The sequence below is a fragment of the Dehalococcoides sp. genome (assembly GCF_041654235.1).
Lineage (GTDB): Bacteria > Chloroflexota > Dehalococcoidia > Dehalococcoidales > Dehalococcoidaceae > Dehalococcoides > Dehalococcoides mccartyi_B.
On the sequence record NZ_JBAZDW010000003.1, the window covers coordinates 1 to 15,285 of the forward strand.

Consider the following 15,285-nt stretch of genomic DNA (forward strand, 5'->3'; position numbering starts at 1 on the left):
ATAATATTCACTGGATTCCACGTGCCGGGATTCAAGTGTACGGGCATGGGGACACATCGGATGGGGCTGGTTCATGCCGTGTACAACCTGATAACAGTATTTACCCACAAGGTCATTGGGTTTGAGCCCCAGTGCGCTGGCAAAGGCCAGATTTACCCTGATGACCATATGTTTCGGGTCAACTATCGCTATCATGTCTTTAATGGAATCAAAGGTAGTGCGCCATTCTTCAGCGGAATGGGTGAGAGCAGCCTCTGCCTGTTTTCGGGTGGTTATATCATGGGCAATGGTAATGATAGTATCAGTCCCTTTGTATTTAAATAATCTGGCATTTATTTCCACCGGGATTTCATGGTGGTCTTTGTGAATAAATATGCGTTCGGCTTGAACTTTTCCGGTTCGCCGCAGGGATTCTATTGCTTTTATAACCGGGTGTTCACCATTTTCATCACGTTTCGTTATATCAAAAGGCGAGAGTTTTAGCAGTTCTTCCCGGCTGTAACCTAAGAGAGTGCTGGCGGCGTCATTGGCTTCCATAAAGGTCCCGGGTGTCAATTCCCCCTTCGGCTGATGGACCAGAATGGCGTCATTATTGGAATTGAATAGTGCCTGGTATCTTTCTTTGTGCTCTCTGGTTGCTTCTTCGGCCATATAGCGTTCGGTTATATCCTGAATAATGCAGTGGGTTTGTTTAAACTCACCTTTAGGCGTGTAGGCAATTCGGCCTTCAAAGGTAACAATGCTTATTTGCCCGTCTTTTCGTTTCATCTTAAAATCTACATGAGTAGATCCGGCTTTGACAAAAAGCGGGAAATTCTTTTTAAACTTATCTAAATCCTCGGGTGCTACAAATTCGCCAAACCAGTGCCCGATTACCTCTTCTTTCTGGTAGCCCAAAATATCCAGCCAGATTTGGTTGACCTCCACGAAAATCCCGTTTTGGTCAAGAGATTGGTATCCTGCGGGTGATTGTTCGTATAGTTCGCGGTAGTGTTTTTCATTTTCTGCAAGAGATATTTTAATCTGTTCGCGTTCGGTGGAATCTTCCACTTGAGACATTGTGGATATCATTTTGCCGTTGCTGGCGTATAGTGCTGAGTTATACCAGGTGCAGTAAATAACCCGCCTGTCTTTGGTATAGTTGCGATTAAGAAAAACAACTTGGCTGCTGATGCCTTCTTTGAGTGTTTTAATAGTTTGCTCAACAATGGGTGCATCAGGTTCGTAAATTATATTAAGGTCATAGATTGATTTGCCAATAGTTTCGTCAGAGTTCCAGCCGAATATATTAAGAGCCGCACCTTCCCAGCGGGTGATAATAAAATCAGCGTCCCATTCTATGGTTGCCAGAGGTGAATTTTGGGTATGCAGGCGCAATTTTTCGTTACCCTCTCGTATGGTATCCAGAGCCGTTGTTAATTTGCGTTCACTAAGTGACAATTTGGAGATTGTTGAATAATACGATTCCTGGTCAATGAACAACAAACAGACAACCAAACCGGCAAGGGGGAAGATAGTAAGCACCGGAAGTGCAATGTCACTGATGACTGTGGACGAGAGGCCGCCGGGAAGAGCCAACATCAAACTCAGCATTCCGGCATGTACAATAAGGCTGAAGGAGAGTAATAACAGGGGGTTTGTAACTTTGGGATAACGCTGTCTCAGGTAGTAGTAGGCCAGACCGGCCATGGCTGCCCAGACAATCACACTTGAGCCTACAAGTACGCCGTCACCCCCCAGTGAGATTCGGTAAATAATGGCGATAACTGAGGATATTAAGGCTATGACCGGGCCGCCTATAAATGCACCTGCGCTAATGAGTACGGAACGGCCGTCAAAGAAAACCCCGGGTGCCACGCTTACGGCATTCATCATACCCAGTACAGTAGCTGCCCCAATAACCGCACCTAGAATAATTTTACTGTTTCGGGTAAAGTGGCCGCTATGGCGCATTATCAAGTCTATTATGACAACTACAAATATCAGCAGGGCTATATTGTAAAATAAATCGATGTTGATCATATGGTAAATCCTTTATTGGTTCACCCAGAATAATATCGATTAGTCACTGTGAAATACTCTAATTCCATTATACACTCTTTGCTACCTGGCAGTAATGATATCAGCCGGTTTAAGATACTACCCTTTTATATAGAAAGGTTCAGGTGTATGCCCCGCTGTTTTGGCTGGATGTAGCTGGCTGTAGTGGCGAGAGGCTTGTCCTGTGCTCAAATCCTCTCCTTTCTTTTACACGGATATCTTCAGACAGGTTGGGGTTTTTGTCTGATTGTACTTGGGTTTTTGTATGGTAATATTAATACAAGTATTATGGTTTCGGCGGGGAAACTCTTTTAATGATTGATAGCTTGGATACAATCCAGATAGATGCTTTGCCTGTAGGCATTGTGGTTATAGATGTTTTATCCAGAAAAATTGTGAATATAAACAAGGCTGCCCAAAAGCTGATTGGGGCGGAAGCATCTGAGATTATAGGCCATTCCTGTCACAAGTTTATTTGCCCGGCGGCAGAAGGGAAGTGCCCTATACTGGATATGGGGCAATCAGTGGACAATGCCGAAAGGCAACTGCTGACCAGCAGCGGCAAGCTGATTACCATTTTAAAAACCGCCAACAAGGTAACCATAAACGGACAGATGTTTCTGTATGAAGTATTGCAGGATGTAACTGATCCGGTTAATCTTCGTAAACAACTTCAGATACAGGTAGCGGAGCGTACAAAAGAGCTGGCCGAAATAAACAGCAAGCTGGTTCGGGAAATAAAGAACCATGAGAAAACAGAACTGAAATTAAACGAACTGTTTACCCGGTATTCCATGTTTTTCAATAACTGCAATGATGGTTTAACTCTGATTGATTTTTCAGGTTCAATACCACCCGGTAAATATATTGAAGTAAATAAAGCCTTTTGCCAGATGGTAAATTACTCACGGGAGGAGCTTCTTCAGTTAACACCGCTTGACCTTACCGCTCCGGATATGAAAGATTATGCGCTGGCGAATACAAAGCTGGTGCTGGAGTCTGAATATGCGGTACTCCGTTTCCCGAACGTGTATATTACCAAAGATGGCAGAAGGCTGGATTGCGAAATAAATGCCAGCTTTGTTTATTTAGCCGGCAGGGAAGTGGCGGTGGTAGTTTACCGTGATATTTCAGAGACCAAGCGATTGGAACAGAGCCTTCGGGAAGCATATGAAAGTGAACTCCAAGCTCATGCAGAGGTTGAAGACCAGCTGAACCAGCGCAATTACTTTATGCGGGCACTGGTGCATGAACTCAAAACACCCCTGACACCCCTGCTGGCATCCAGTGAATATTTGGTATCCGAGCTTTCGGATAGTACCTTGCTCGGGTACGCCAGAAATATGCAAAACGGGGCTATCAATCTGAATAACAAGATTGATGACCTTATGAACTTGGCAAAGGGAGAAATCGGCCAGCTGCAAATAGACCCTGAGTATGCCGATATAAGAAAAGTAATTGGTGACTGTATAGATTACCTTCAGCCTCAGGCCCAGAAGATGCAAAAGCGGATAGTACTGAATTTTGACGGGGATATTCCCTTGACCTTATTTGATAAAACAATGATCCATCAGGTGGTGCTTAACCTGCTTAGCAACTCGCTTAAATTTTCACGTATTGGCAGTGAAATTTGTATTGCGGCCCTGAAATCAGGGGATAATATAAGGGTTTCGGTCAAAGACCAGGGTACGGGTATACCAAAGGGCAAACAGCAGGGGATTTTCACCCCTTACTATCGCATCAAGACCAAAAGGGACAGGTACGGCGGTTTGGGTTTGGGATTAGCCCTTTCCAAGATGATTGTGGAACTGCACCGGGGCGAGATATGGTTTACCAGCGAATATGGCCACGGCAGTACTTTTTACTTTACATTGCCGATAAGGAGCGAATGGGATGAAGACACTGATAATAGAGGATGATTTATCCATAATTGATCTGGTGGCCCTCACCTTTTCGGTAGCCTGGCCGGATATCCAGACAGTCAGAACCCAGCTGGGCAAAGAGGGCATAGAGCTGGCTGAAACTGAAGCACCGGATTTTATCATACTTGACCTTGGTCTGCCGGATATGAGCGGAGTAGAAGTCCTGCAGGAAATACGCAGTTTTTCCAAAGTGCCTATCATCGTGCTGACTGTGAAAAAAGACGAAATGGATGTGGTTGTAGCGCTCAGCAAAGGTGCTGATGAGTTTATCAGTAAACCCTTCCGCCAGATGGAGCTAATCTCCAGAGTAAAAAATGTTTTGAGGCGTTCACACCCTTCGGAGGGTGAAGTATATGCTATGGGCAATCTGACCTACTATCCCGCCCTGAACAAAATAGAATCCAACGGCCGTGAGCTTAAACTTTCGCCTACTGAGAATATTATATTCCTTCATCTGGCTAATCAACGGCCAAATTATGTCACCTACCGGAGTCTTGCTTCGGTTATCTGGGGTGACGAGTATCCGGGTTGCCATAAGGCTATCAGGGTACTCGTTAACCAATTGAGGGAAAAACTGGCGTTAGTTCTGAACCAGCCTGATTTGATAGTAACCAAGTACGGGTTAGGTTACTATCTTGGTAATGGCTGAATGCCCGCTTTAAAGCCTATTCCCCCGGTTTTACCCATGCAATACTTCGGTTTTATCTCCATATAAGTAAATTCTAATGCATTTATAAGTAAACTCTTATTTTTTCGGGCATTCGTTTATGCGAATGCTTACTTGTGTTCCCTTATTATTTAACTGTCATTCAGAGCCAAGTTTATTGGCTTTTCTCACGTGTACAAATGTCTTTATCCGCTGTGTTTGATTAAAAACTGAAAGGAGGAGGCAGAAACCCAAAACAGAAGTGAATACATTCCTGCCAAGTAATCATTAGAGGAGGAAAACATGTTGAATTTTCACAGTACACTTACCCGTAAGGATTTCCTGAAAGGAATAGGTCTGGCTGGAGCTGGATTGGGTGCCGCATCAGCTGTAACCCCCATGTTTCATGACCTTGATGAACTCGTAGCTTCAACACCCAGTACCCGCAATTTACCCTGGTTTGTTAAAGAGAGGGAGCATGGTGACCCTACCACCCCTATAGACTGGAGTATGATTCAAAGACGCCCTTACACTTGGGCGCGCATGGATCCCAGTCTACCGGTGTATGATAACCTGAAGGCCATCGGTGCGCCTGTGACCAGATGGCTGGACTGGGCTGACAAAAAGGCCGAAGATGAAATACTCTTTGCCAAAGCCCGTGAGGAATTCCCCGGTTTTGAACCGGGCATAGATGGTTTTGGAGATCTCAGAACCACTGCTCTCACCCATGCATCTGAAATGTTTGCCTTCGGGCAGTTTCCTCAAAAGATGAATCTGGGTGGCAATATGGTAGATCTGGTACCTGCAATCAGAGCCGCAGGCGGATATCTGGGTAGTACAGACAGTTATGCCGGCCCTAAAATAGTTCATACTCCGGAAGAAATGGGCGGCACCAAGTATCAGGGTACTCCCGAAGATAACCTCCGAACCCTGAAAGCCGGTATCCGCTACTTCGGCGGTGAAGACGTAGGTGCTCTGGAACTTGATGACAACCTTAAGAAATTAATCTTTACCGTTGACCAGTACGGGAAAACCCTTGAATTCGGGGACGTTGAGGAATGTGTAGAGACTCCCCGGCAGGTTATCATTCCTAACAAGTGCAAATATATTTTCCTGTGGACTATGCGTCAGCCATACGAATGGACCCGCCGCCAGTCCGGCAGGTTTGAAGGTGCGGCTACCGAAACCAGTTACGAACGGGCCTACAATACCAAAGCCCACTTCCAGGATTTTGCCCGCGGTTTGGGTTACCAGATGATAAGTGCCGGCAACAACAGCCTTTCTCCGGCTGGTGCCTGGGCAGTTCTGGGCGGCTTGGGTGAACTGTCCCGTGCTTCATATGTAAACCACCCGCTTTATGGCATTACTGTCAGAGTTACCTGGGGTTTCCTGACCGATATGCCACTTCCTCCCAGCCGCCCCATTGATTTTGGTGCCCGCAAGTTCTGTGAAACCTGCGGTATCTGTGCCGAGGCTTGTCCTTTCGGCGCTATCAACCCCGGTGAGCCCACCTGGAAAGATGATAATGCTTTCGGCAATGCTGGTTTCCTGGGCTGGCGCTGTGACTATACCAAGTGCCCCCACTGCCCCATCTGCCAGGGTACCTGTCCCTTCAATTCCCACCCCGGTTCGTTCATACACGACATAGTCAAGGGGACTGTTTCCACCACACCTGTATTTAACAGCTTTTTCAAGAATATGGAGAAGTCCTTCAAGTACGGACGGAAGAACCCTGCTACTTGGTGGGATGAAGTGGATGACTATCCTTACGGGGTCGATACCAGTTACTAAGAACAACTTTGGTATAGGAGATAAATAAAATGATTTATTGGATTGGCGTACTTTCGGGCGTAGGTTTAGCCCTTTTGGTAAACTGGCTCAAGAAAAAGACAACTGTCAGGTGGTATGAATGGCTGATAGGTGCACTGGGATTGCTGTCAGGTATTGGTGCAATCCAGCATTACTTCGGGTCTCTGGTTGAAAATGAACCCGAATCAGCCTGGATGGGCTTCCTGGTGTTTTTCATCCTGGCCGTAGTCTTATTGGCTACCTCCTGGGCGCTGTTAAGGCGTCACCCGCAATCTGGTTAATACCATTATTTGTGATAAGGGGGGATACTTTAGGGTATCCCCCCTTAGTTTAATATCTGACCCGGAGAAGAAATATGCAAGAGCCTCGCTCATTTATACATGGTCTTTCTTCCAGCGATGTTTCAAATTACCGTGCCCTGACGGCTGAATATGAAAAGTATTGCCGTGAGCAGATTGCCAAGCACTTCATGGCTTCCAAGTTCAACTTCAAAAAGTGCCAGTGCTGCGGATATTGCTGTATGTGTTATCCGTGTATGCCCCGCCCGGATGAGATACCCCCGGTAGCCAAATATCTGGCTATTTCGCTGAAAGAGCTGATTGACAGGTATATGGTGGCAGATACGGCAGACTGCCAGACCTTTTTTCTCAGGTGGGCTAAGGAAGGGCAGGAAGATATAACCGGTGCCCGCATACCGCCCAGGCGCACTTATGATAAGGGTTACTGTATTTTCTTTGATAAAGAGAAGAAAGGCTGCCGGATTCACCCGGCCAGACCGGACGAAGCCAAGATAATAAAATGCTGGGATGACCGCCAGAGCCGGGATAAGAAACTCTGGGGTATGAGTGCCTGGACGCAAGATGATATCTACCGGTTTTTACCGGACTTCAGCAAAGAATACTTCAGGAATTCCGGTGATACCAGGATATAGATATATGAAATCTGTCAGGTTTATAAATATAGGGTTAATGCCGGTACTACTTAGCGGGATAATGCTGTTTGGAAGTGGCTGCGGTGATACAGCTAAAGATACCGAGACAGTTCCCTACACACTGGATTACGCCAAGATATTTAATGCCTATACTTCATCTGCCATAGATGGTGAAGGCATAGCAGCAGACCGCTGTGATACGTTTACTTCCGATATACCGGTTATATATTTCAGCTGGCAGCCGCGTTCACTGGATGTGTGTTGTGCCGCAACCAGTGTGGTCTGGTTTTTTGAGGGAGAGGAGATATCAAGTATATCGCTTATTGATTCCTCTACCTGTGTGCATACGGCCTCTCTGGAAAGACCCGAAGGCGGATTTTTAAAAGGTAATTATCAGGTAGTGCTTTACATAGGCATAAGCGAATACTTTAAGCTGGACTTTACAGTGATGTAGTTTAGTGGATTTAATTGCGTTTAATCTCCCCTCCAAATTTCTACGTTCAAATGCCCCGCCCTATCAATTTCAAGTCACATTAGTTGCTTTGGCGAAGATCGGGGGGAGGGTTGGTCTCTGTCGAAACACGGAAACTGGTGTTTGTTAATAAGCCGATTAAGTGCGAATGATTTACCCCGCTCCTTTTCCAGTCTGACATGAAACGGGACTCATTTTAGGGGGGCAGGTCAAGGGCTGCTTCTGCTGATTAGTCATATCTTGTCTTAAATAGGCGGTACAATTCAATTCTGTAATCAAAAACGAGTATAAGGGAAATACTACAAATCAATTGTGTCTTTTATCTTTAATTTTTTCATACTTGATACCAAAAGTTTCTCCAAAATACCCTTAAACTGGTCAATTTCCTTTTCGTTCAGATCCTGAAATACTTCTTGGAAAAATTCAGGGTTAAAAGATTCCTCACAAATTTGCCGGCCTTTGTCAGTCAGATTAACTCTTATTCTGTTTTTCCATTCTGAATCCTGCTCCAGAGTAACCAGCCCCCTGCTTTGCATTCGTTTCAAATTTACAGCAATGGTGTGCGGTTCTCTAAGGAGCTGGCGGGATATTTGGATTGGAGTTGGAGCTACGGGACTATTTTTTACAACCATAAGAATAGTTGACTGTTCCGGGCTTATATCCAAACGATGCAGGTTTCGCTTAGAGAGTTTGTAGAGAATATTTCTGGTTCGCATGATTATGCCGAACAACTCAATATTTTTATCTTCAAAATCAAAAAGGAAAAAATTAGACATATTCTTAACTCCTTATGATTCTAATTTTAACTGTTAATTTTCTTATATTCAAACTCACTATCCTATTGACTAAGGTGATATAATTTATCTATATAGTAAAACCACATAGATAAACTGCTTCAAAGGTTTTACAGGCAGCCAAATTTGTGGCTGCCGATGCAGATAAGGAGGTGAAAATAAGCCAAATCAGTTTGGTATTTCCTACCTAAATAATATGAATGGAGTGTAAATATGAATCAATTCCATAGCACAGTAAGCAGACGTGACTTCATGAAGGGCCTTGGTCTTACAGGAGTAACCTTGGGTTCTGCCAGTGCCTTAAGTCCTCAATTTCGTGATCTGGATGAACTTGCGAACTCAGCTAAAGTAGTTAACAAACGTGGTTGGTGGGTCAAGGAAAGAGACTACGGTAATCCCACCATAGAAATAGACTGGAACTTGATGAAACGCCGTGATTTACGCGGTTTTTCAAACTGGGATTATGCAAGTTTGATGATGGCCTTTCCCGGAGGTCCGCCGGCGTTTAAAGCAAACACTCCGAAACAGGCAGCCGCTGTAACCGCAAAAGCAAAGGAAATCTGGCCTGACTATGCAGGTCCGACTATCCGGGATAAGGCTTTATCAAGTTCTTTTTGGGCATCCGCCTACGGTCATTCCGGATATTGCCGCAGTCAAAATCAGCACGGTATGCCAACGGAAATACCTGCACCCCGTCCCAGTGCAATAAACACACCTGCATGGGAGGGAACACCTGAAGAAAATGCAGCCATGCTCAGGGCTGTTTTCAGTCTTGTCGGGTTGGGGCCGGTAATAGGCACTACTATGCTGGACGAAAAATCCCAAAACTTTATCTGGGAGTATTCCGGTGTAAGCTGGACAGGTGATGAATCCGTTCCAGGCAATAAGCATATTGTTTTGGATTCAGGTATAACCGAATCCTATGTGGATGCGACCAGTTTCCACATCCCCACTTCGCAAAAGTACGTCATCGCAACTCACAATATTTCATGTGACGGGTTTCTGCGCCGCTCTATGGCGGGTGCAGGTTTTTCCAGCACCGAAGAAATGTCTTATGTCCGGGTTGCCTATGCAAAGAGTATTGTGGAGCAGTTTATCCGCGGGTTAGGGTACAACGTAACCTACGGGCATGATCTGCAATCAGCTGTGGCTTGGGATATGTGGAGCGGTGTTGGTGAACATTGCCGTATGGGTCAGGTTATCGGTTCTCCTGAGTATGGCGGTTTGCTGCGCACCCACGCTGTTTTTTATACTGATTTGCCGTTGCCGGTAACCAATCCGATAGATGCCGGGTTCGTCAAATTCTGCGAAACCTGCGGTATCTGTGCTGAAACCTGCCCTGTAGGTGCAATACAGGAACGTGGTATTGATCGTAGCTGGGATAATAATTGCGGCCAGAGCTGGGCTGATGACAAACAGGCCGGCGGCAGCAAGGTAATGTATAACATTCCCGGTTATAAAGGCTGGCGTTGCAACCTGTTCAGCTGTGCATTTACGCCTTGTGCCAGCGCCTGTAAGAGTAACTGCCCGTTCAACGCCATTGGCGACGGAAGCTTTGTACACAGCATAGTAAAATCAACTGTTGCCACCAGCCCGATATTTAATAGCTTCTTTACCAGCATGGAGGGTGTTCTGCACTATGGCAAGCAGGATAAAGATCCCGCATCATGGTGGAATAGCCCTGATGAATGGTTTATCTATGGCACTCATCCCAATCTGTTGAGACAGTAAGCTACTTAAAAAAAGGAGAAAATTGATATGGAGTATTTCATACCCCTTATGCTGGTCGGGGCTGTTGTTGCAGCGGCTCTTTTCGGTATTACCAACTGGCTGCGTAATCGGAATCTAAAGGTAAGCTGGTACGAATGGCTGATAGGCGGCATAGGATTTGCTCTGCTTCTACTGGCTATCCAGCACTTTTTTGGAGCTATGGAAGAGATCTTCCCGTTTGCAGCTTGGATGGGGCTTGCGATTATAGGTGTACCAGCCTTGATACTTATGCTGGTTGCCTGGCAGCTGGTAGCCAGAAGAGCTAAACAATCCTAGTTTAGGCAAATTGTATTCGGTATTTTGAGGGAGGGGAAGCTAAGCTTCCCCTCTCGTTTTATTTATCTCAGTGAGATAAGGATTTATGAAAATTTGGACGGGGAGTCCGAATTCTTACATACAAATGCCCCGCCCTATCAATTTCAAGTCACATTAGTTGCTTTGGCGAAGATCGGGGGGAGGGTTGGTCCCTCCTTGAAACAGAAGACTGGAGTGGATCTCTACAGATAATTCATTTTTTAGTCTAGCGTGAAACTGGTGGCACCAATGGGGGGCGGGCATTAATCAATCTAAATATAATAATATAAATGTATACAATATCTATCGTAAGTACAAAGAAGGGAATATAATAACCAAAAGTAACTTTAAGGAGCATTATGGCTGATATTAAAGGTTATATTATTGCTGCCAAAAACAACATTTCATCTCCAAATATTAAATATGGTGTAGTATTTCTTGCTGATAGAATGCTGTTCATCAAGATAGATCAGTCAATGCTGACAGAAGTTTTATCAAGTGAGAAATGGTTACAACTGATTATTTTCGGGGCAATGTTTGGGGCATCAGGCAGCATAATTGGTGCGCTTATTTTTGAAACGCCTGAATGGGCATTGCTTGGGCTAGCTATCGGGGCTTTGGTCGGGGTGTTTATCGGGAATAAGGTTAGTCAGTATATGAATAAGAAAGAAGGAATAACAGAAAATACAATTTTGCAAAGATTGATTGATTTGTCTCCGGAAGAACTGTTAAAACTGAATAAAAGAAACTTTGAAGTTTTATATGAAAAGATAAGAAGTGCTGATTATACCCGTTCGAATTTCCACCTTTTGTACGTGAATTCCCGAAGTGGAATACTCACACTGAATTTAGAGGGCTTTGAATCAGAAAGATACGATATATCTGCTAAGAGCAGTTTTGATGAAACTTTGGAACTGCTAAGGAAAATGCTTCCATGTAAGGTGTCTAAATGGGAGTATATAGGTATACCTAAAATACCTCTTGCAGTTGATATATTGGCAAAGATGGAGAGAGGAACCCCCAAAGAAAAAATCCTTGATTATATACGTAAAAAAGGCATAAACGAAGCTGATGCGGAAGATTTATTATCTGAGGCATCGACAAACCTTATTGAAATACGGAAAACAGTTAAGGCAGCAAATGCCAAAGTTCTACTACTTATTGGTGTGTGTTTTGCGATTATGATAGGCATTGCGCTTTATACCATTTCCTGACCGATAGCTAAGGGTTTTCCGGTATTTTGAGAATTTATTCAGTTTAATATAATAAGCTTTGGTATAGAGGTGAAAAGGAAGTTGATCCAAGCCTCGGTGAGGGTATCGGGATTCTTCTGGGTGCTGACCTTTGCCACCGCCGGGGTTAAGACCAATGCCATGCGGATAGGCTGTGACGAAGCCAGCGGCATGGAGCGTAACGGCAAGTTTGAGAGGATAGGCACGATTAATGTTATCCTGCTGACCGGCTCAAGCCTTGAGACACCCACTCTTGCTTCGTCGTACATTACCCTGACCGAAGCCAAGAACGTAGCCCTGCAGGAGCTGGATATACGGAGTGCAGCTCACCCAGACTGGCAGGCAACCGGTACGGGTACAGACCAGATAATCACTGTATCAGGCACAGGGGATAAGTACACTTATGCAGGCGGGCATACCAAACTGGGTGAGATGATGGCCAGAGCGACCACCAGAGCCGTCAAACAGGCTTTCAGGAACTGCTGGGGGTACTAAAGGAGTGGGCTAGCGAATGTGAAAATCAGAGTTTTGCTATCACTATAGAACACCAGTTGGTAAAGCCAGGGTATAAACAAGCAGAATTTATCAGAGGTCATTTGAATTGAAATGGATACTCAATTATATCTGTTATTCGTATTTAAAGGGTGTTAGATTTTTTCTCTTCGCTGCAGAAACAATTGAATAATCACGTAACCGGGATATCGATTCTAACAACCCAATCCCATCTTCTTCAGGGATATCTCCCATAATGTCCTTAAATAATTCTTGGCAGATCTTAATAGCCTTTGGGTAGAGTTCCCTTGATTTATCAGTCAGAGAAACCCTTACCATATTTTTTTTAGCTAAATCCTTTGTTTTTAATATGAACCCTTCACGTTCCATACGGCTAAGCAGTGCCGAAATGGAATGGGGTTCATATACGAATCGCTTTGAGAGCCTGTATGGAGTAGATTCTCCGCCCAGATATACTAACTCATGGATAACTGCCCATTTTTCCCGGGTCAAACCGATTTTCCTGAGTTCTTGAGAAAATGATTGCCCTACTATATGTTCAATCTGGGTTATCATTATCCAGAGCAGATGATGCTTCGTTAAATGACTGGATTTATCCATGTTATCTTCCCAATGAATTTTAATCATCTGATAATTCCTAACCGCTATATATTATCATAGAACATACATTTTATATAACTTTTGCTCACTTATTTGTGCGTGTCTAGCCCAGATATGAGACCAAGTTGAGATTGAAACTGTTTTATTTCATCTAATCCAGTCTGATATCTTGGGTCAGGTGAATCCTTCGTCTTCGGGGGGTCTTTGTTAGATTAATCCGAAAGCATACTCATTAATATTCACCGTACCAAATTTAAAAGGTATTGACATCCGTATTTGCAGGCCATAAACTATCAATATAAAGATAGTCTTAGTAGATAATCTCATTATATACTATTAATAGCTGATTATAAATACCGGAGGTGGGAAAATTAAAATAGCAAACTGACAATGTATCGTTAAACATTCACAATATTAAACTAGATTTCCAGTAGAATAAACCTTTTTAAGCACAATATTAACCTGTTTCTACACTTTTGTATGTTAAATTTAATTATTAAAAATCTTGAATCTTCCCGGCATTTTCAAAACTAATATTAGGATAACAGGAAGGAGTACCAGATAATCATGTGGACGACAAAATAAAGCTAATGACTACATGCTAATTTTATGTATCCCCCCGACATGCGGACTGATAGCTTTGCTTATTCCGTATTGGAGATTAATCTGAGATAAGGAAAATCAGCATGCAATGAAAATATTAATAATGTGCGGTGATCCCCAAGTATTAAAAGACCTGGTGTTGTGCCTCAAAATCCGTTACCAAAATCTGGAATACACAGTATCTGACAATATTACCGAAGGGACAGGGTTAATTGAAACACTATCGCCTGACCTTATCATTCTGGATTCCTATTTATTGGATTCAACAACCCAAAATATAATTATTAGTATTCGTGAATTCTCTGATATACCCATTATTATCCTTAATACGATTGGAGAAATCGGTAGTAAAGTCCAGTTTTTGGAAGATGGGGCAGATGAATGTATAGAAAAGCCAATTAACGGTATTGAGTGTCAAGCGGTTACCAATGCGCTTTTACGTCGTAATATGAATCTGGGATTTAAAGCTGAAAGCACCATCCCTATCAGCAATGGTCTGGAAGTAAATTTTAACAGGCGGGAACTTACTCAATCCGGTATCCCTGTTCATCTGACACCTATTGAATTTAGCTTATTAGCCCTGCTTGCTAGAAACAGCGGGCAGGTGCTCACCTACAGGATGCTATTAGAAAAGGTATGGGGAACAGAATATAGCGGAGATTTGAATCTCTTGAAAAAGCATATCCATAACCTGAGAGCCAAAATAGAGGTAAACCCGGAATATCCTAAAATTATTGTTACTGAAAGAGGATTAGGTTACAGCCTGATAAGGCAATTCTAATCTGGTATATTTCCCATTGGATCAAGTAGGTGAATTATTGATTGATACCTAAATTATATCGTCATAAGTTCACTAAATTAAACCGAATCTTCATTAAATATACTCACAAAAAGTATAGTCTCCACCTGTTTCGATACCTTGGCGTGATATGGTTTTGAAATAGGTTGGAGTTTGAAGATGGCAAAAGAATGTATCCTTTTAATAGATGATATAACTGACACAACTGCTATTGTTTCTTTGCTAAAAGCCGCTGAGTATCAAATTATTCTGGCCAAAAATGAAACTGACGGGCTTAAAAAAGCTTCTCAATTTCATGCGGATTTAGTAATAGTAAATCAGACTCATATCAAATTACTTCAACACGAATTATCACTTCTGATAAGGCAATTATCCTATATGCCAATACTGGTACTGGGGAGCCAAAATGAAGCTGCTGAAATTCTTGAACTTGGAGCAGATTCATTTATATCTTCACCCCCTAATCCAAGAGAGCTAAAAGCCAGGATAAATTCTATTCTCCGACCTAAACGTAAATTACCACCACATAAGATAGATGGCAGCAATAACGAAAGTAATAGCAATACGCTTAATCTCAAAACCTCATATAAGCTCACTCCTACCGAAAACCGGCTTGATTCTTGCTTAAAACAAAATCAAGGGCACTTAATAGAATACCAAAGCCTTATAAATGCAATATGGGGTGAAGATAAGATTAGGCTGGATACACTGCACTATTATATGCGACGGCTTAAGTCTAAAGTATCTTTTCCCCGGATTATTCAACAAAGGGGTATAGGTTATCTGCTCGATAGAAGTTAGTTTGTATGTTAGGAGGTGAACTTAAAAATGACGTTCGGGAGAGACCGGAAAATACCCTA

General features: G+C 43.4%; 14 protein-coding genes and 1 pseudogene. 12 read left to right on the plus strand and 3 right to left on the minus strand.

What is annotated here, in order from left to right; genetic code table 11:
* A partial coding sequence (locus WC259_RS00645; protein ID WP_372642778.1) for a PAS domain S-box protein occupies positions 1 to 2,022 on the minus strand: 2,022 nt, incomplete at its 3' end.
* Positions 2,023 to 2,354: 332 nt separating this feature from the next.
* On the opposite strand from WC259_RS00645, the gene WC259_RS00650 reads away from it, so the two are divergent.
* From WC259_RS00650 to WC259_RS00675, 6 genes are all read left to right on the plus strand, one after another.
* Entirely contained in the window at positions 2,355 to 3,959 is a 1,605-nt protein-coding gene (locus tag WC259_RS00650) for an ATP-binding protein (RefSeq protein WP_372642783.1), read from the plus strand.
* A complete protein-coding gene (locus WC259_RS00655) occupies positions 3,934 to 4,611 on the plus strand; it encodes a response regulator transcription factor (RefSeq protein WP_322354556.1) in 678 nt (225 codons plus the stop codon). The genes WC259_RS00650 and WC259_RS00655 overlap by 26 nt, the downstream gene beginning before the upstream one ends.
* 300 nt (positions 4,612 to 4,911) lie before the next feature.
* Positions 4,912 to 6,399 (plus strand): reductive dehalogenase, encoded by a 1,488-nt coding sequence (locus tag WC259_RS00660; RefSeq protein ID WP_011309950.1) that lies wholly within the window; start codon positions 4,912 to 4,914, stop codon positions 6,397 to 6,399.
* 29 nt (positions 6,400 to 6,428) lie between these two features.
* Positions 6,429 to 6,698, plus strand: a complete 270-nt coding sequence (locus WC259_RS00665) for a hypothetical protein (protein WP_015407998.1) — start codon at positions 6,429 to 6,431, stop codon at positions 6,696 to 6,698.
* A gap of 74 nt (positions 6,699 to 6,772) precedes the next feature.
* Complete coding sequence (locus tag WC259_RS00670; RefSeq protein ID WP_011309949.1) at positions 6,773 to 7,348, plus strand: YkgJ family cysteine cluster protein; 576 nt, start codon at positions 6,773 to 6,775, stop codon at positions 7,346 to 7,348.
* 4 nt (positions 7,349 to 7,352) lie between these two features.
* Entirely contained in the window at positions 7,353 to 7,802 is a 450-nt protein-coding gene (locus WC259_RS00675) for a hypothetical protein (RefSeq protein ID WP_011309948.1), read from the plus strand.
* 317 nt (positions 7,803 to 8,119) lie between these two features.
* On the opposite strand, the gene WC259_RS00680 is transcribed toward WC259_RS00675, so the two are convergent.
* Complete coding sequence (locus WC259_RS00680) at positions 8,120 to 8,596, minus strand: MarR family winged helix-turn-helix transcriptional regulator (RefSeq protein WP_058316884.1); 477 nt, start codon at positions 8,594 to 8,596, stop codon at positions 8,120 to 8,122.
* A gap of 231 nt (positions 8,597 to 8,827) precedes the next feature.
* Between WC259_RS00680 and WC259_RS00685 the strand changes: the two genes are divergently transcribed.
* The 4 genes and pseudogenes from WC259_RS00685 to WC259_RS00700 all read left to right on the plus strand — a co-directional run.
* Positions 8,828 to 10,345, plus strand: a complete 1,518-nt coding sequence (locus tag WC259_RS00685) for a reductive dehalogenase (RefSeq protein WP_011309940.1) — start codon at positions 8,828 to 8,830, stop codon at positions 10,343 to 10,345.
* A gap of 27 nt (positions 10,346 to 10,372) precedes the next feature.
* Positions 10,373 to 10,660: a hypothetical protein gene (locus WC259_RS00690; protein WP_010937193.1), complete on the plus strand. Its 288-nt coding sequence runs from the start codon at positions 10,373 to 10,375 to the stop codon at positions 10,658 to 10,660.
* Positions 10,661 to 11,037: 377 nt separating this feature from the next.
* Positions 11,038 to 11,892, plus strand: coding sequence for a glycine zipper 2TM domain-containing protein (locus WC259_RS00695; RefSeq protein ID WP_061977541.1), 855 nt, complete (start codon positions 11,038 to 11,040; stop codon positions 11,890 to 11,892).
* Positions 11,893 to 12,006: 114 nt separating this feature from the next.
* A pseudogene (locus WC259_RS00700) lies at positions 12,007 to 12,405 on the plus strand (adenosylcobinamide amidohydrolase); the annotation flags it as partial.
* Between the two features lie 132 nt (positions 12,406 to 12,537).
* Here the strand turns inward: WC259_RS00700 and WC259_RS00705 are convergent.
* The gene (locus WC259_RS00705) at positions 12,538 to 13,050 is read right to left on the minus strand and encodes a MarR family winged helix-turn-helix transcriptional regulator (protein WP_011309920.1); all 513 of its coding nucleotides are present in this window, start codon (positions 13,048 to 13,050) and stop codon (positions 12,538 to 12,540) included.
* A 664-nt stretch (positions 13,051 to 13,714) separates the two neighbouring features.
* Here WC259_RS00705 and WC259_RS00710 point away from each other — a divergent pair.
* Together WC259_RS00710 and WC259_RS00715 are read left to right on the plus strand one after the other, a co-directional pair.
* Entirely contained in the window at positions 13,715 to 14,407 is a 693-nt protein-coding gene (locus tag WC259_RS00710) for a winged helix-turn-helix domain-containing protein (RefSeq protein ID WP_011309919.1), read from the plus strand.
* 177 nt (positions 14,408 to 14,584) lie between these two features.
* A complete protein-coding gene (locus WC259_RS00715) occupies positions 14,585 to 15,226 on the plus strand; it encodes a response regulator transcription factor (protein ID WP_011309918.1) in 642 nt (213 codons plus the stop codon).
* The last annotated feature ends 59 nt before the right edge of the window (positions 15,227 to 15,285 follow it).

Excerpts from the sequence above, each read along its gene's own strand:
- WC259_RS00650 (WP_372642783.1), top strand. The coding sequence starts at position 2,355 with ATGATTGATAGCTTGGATACAATCCAGATAGATGCTTTGCCTGTAGGC.
- WC259_RS00655 (WP_322354556.1), top strand. The coding sequence starts at position 3,934 with ATGAAGACACTGATAATAGAGGATGATTTATCCATAATTGATCTGGTG.
- WC259_RS00660 (WP_011309950.1), top strand. The coding sequence starts at position 4,912 with ATGTTGAATTTTCACAGTACACTTACCCGTAAGGATTTCCTGAAAGGA.
- WC259_RS00665 (WP_015407998.1), top strand. The coding sequence starts at position 6,429 with ATGATTTATTGGATTGGCGTACTTTCGGGCGTAGGTTTAGCCCTTTTG.
- WC259_RS00670 (WP_011309949.1), top strand. The coding sequence starts at position 6,773 with ATGCAAGAGCCTCGCTCATTTATACATGGTCTTTCTTCCAGCGATGTT.
- WC259_RS00675 (WP_011309948.1), top strand. The coding sequence starts at position 7,353 with ATGAAATCTGTCAGGTTTATAAATATAGGGTTAATGCCGGTACTACTT.
- WC259_RS00680 (WP_058316884.1), bottom strand. The coding sequence starts at position 8,596 with ATGTCTAATTTTTTCCTTTTTGATTTTGAAGATAAAAATATTGAGTTG.
- WC259_RS00685 (WP_011309940.1), top strand. The coding sequence starts at position 8,828 with ATGAATCAATTCCATAGCACAGTAAGCAGACGTGACTTCATGAAGGGC.
- WC259_RS00690 (WP_010937193.1), top strand. The coding sequence starts at position 10,373 with ATGGAGTATTTCATACCCCTTATGCTGGTCGGGGCTGTTGTTGCAGCG.
- WC259_RS00695 (WP_061977541.1), top strand. The coding sequence starts at position 11,038 with ATGGCTGATATTAAAGGTTATATTATTGCTGCCAAAAACAACATTTCA.
- WC259_RS00705 (WP_011309920.1), bottom strand. The coding sequence starts at position 13,050 with ATGATTAAAATTCATTGGGAAGATAACATGGATAAATCCAGTCATTTA.
- WC259_RS00710 (WP_011309919.1), top strand. The coding sequence starts at position 13,715 with ATGAAAATATTAATAATGTGCGGTGATCCCCAAGTATTAAAAGACCTG.
- WC259_RS00715 (WP_011309918.1), top strand. The coding sequence starts at position 14,585 with ATGGCAAAAGAATGTATCCTTTTAATAGATGATATAACTGACACAACT.